General features: G+C 66.8%; 1 pseudogene and 1 riboswitch. The pseudogene reads right to left on the bottom strand.

Annotated elements, in window-relative coordinates:
* A pseudogene (locus tag AC08ON_RS04680) lies at positions 1-276 on the bottom strand (threonine synthase); the annotation flags it as partial.
* 8 nt (positions 277-284) lie between these two features.
* Positions 285-401, bottom strand: a riboswitch (SAM riboswitch).
* Positions 402-515: the final 114 nt, after the last annotated feature.

The following is a 515-nucleotide window of genomic DNA, read 5'->3' as shown; positions in this document are numbered from 1 at the left end:
GCCGGCCCCGAGGGAGACCCGCCGCGCCGGGTCATGCCCGGCGGGCAGCAGCCCGACGTAACGCCACAGGTTCGCCGGACCACGTTCGATGGACTCTCGGGTCACTCGAGCCAGCAGGTCCGGGTCGTAGGCGATTTCCAGAGGAGCGAAGCATTCCACGCACACATGCGTAGGGGACAGCGGGTAGGTGGCGCCGCAGTGCCGACAGGACAGCGAGACCGCGGGGTTCGCGACCTCGAGGGTGGGACTGGTGGCACGCTCGGGCGCGAGTGTCATGAAGAAGCTCCTCATCTTTCCCGGGGCAGTCTGCCACCAGGCCGGAATTAGCACCTGCCGCGCACGGGATGCGGGTGGTTGCCGGGGCTTCGCTGGGCCGTTCCCTCTGCCCCTCTGGATGAGCCAGATGAAGTTGTCTGTCCGTACTGTAGACCGTGCGCGGGTGGTCGTGCACCGGTGTTGCCTCTGGTTGTGGACATGATATGGGTCGGTCGGAGGTTTCTCGGTGTGGTCCCACC

The organism is Frankia sp. CoWAU3 (assembly GCF_977971855.1).
This window is presented reverse-complemented; position numbering and strand designations above follow the sequence as displayed.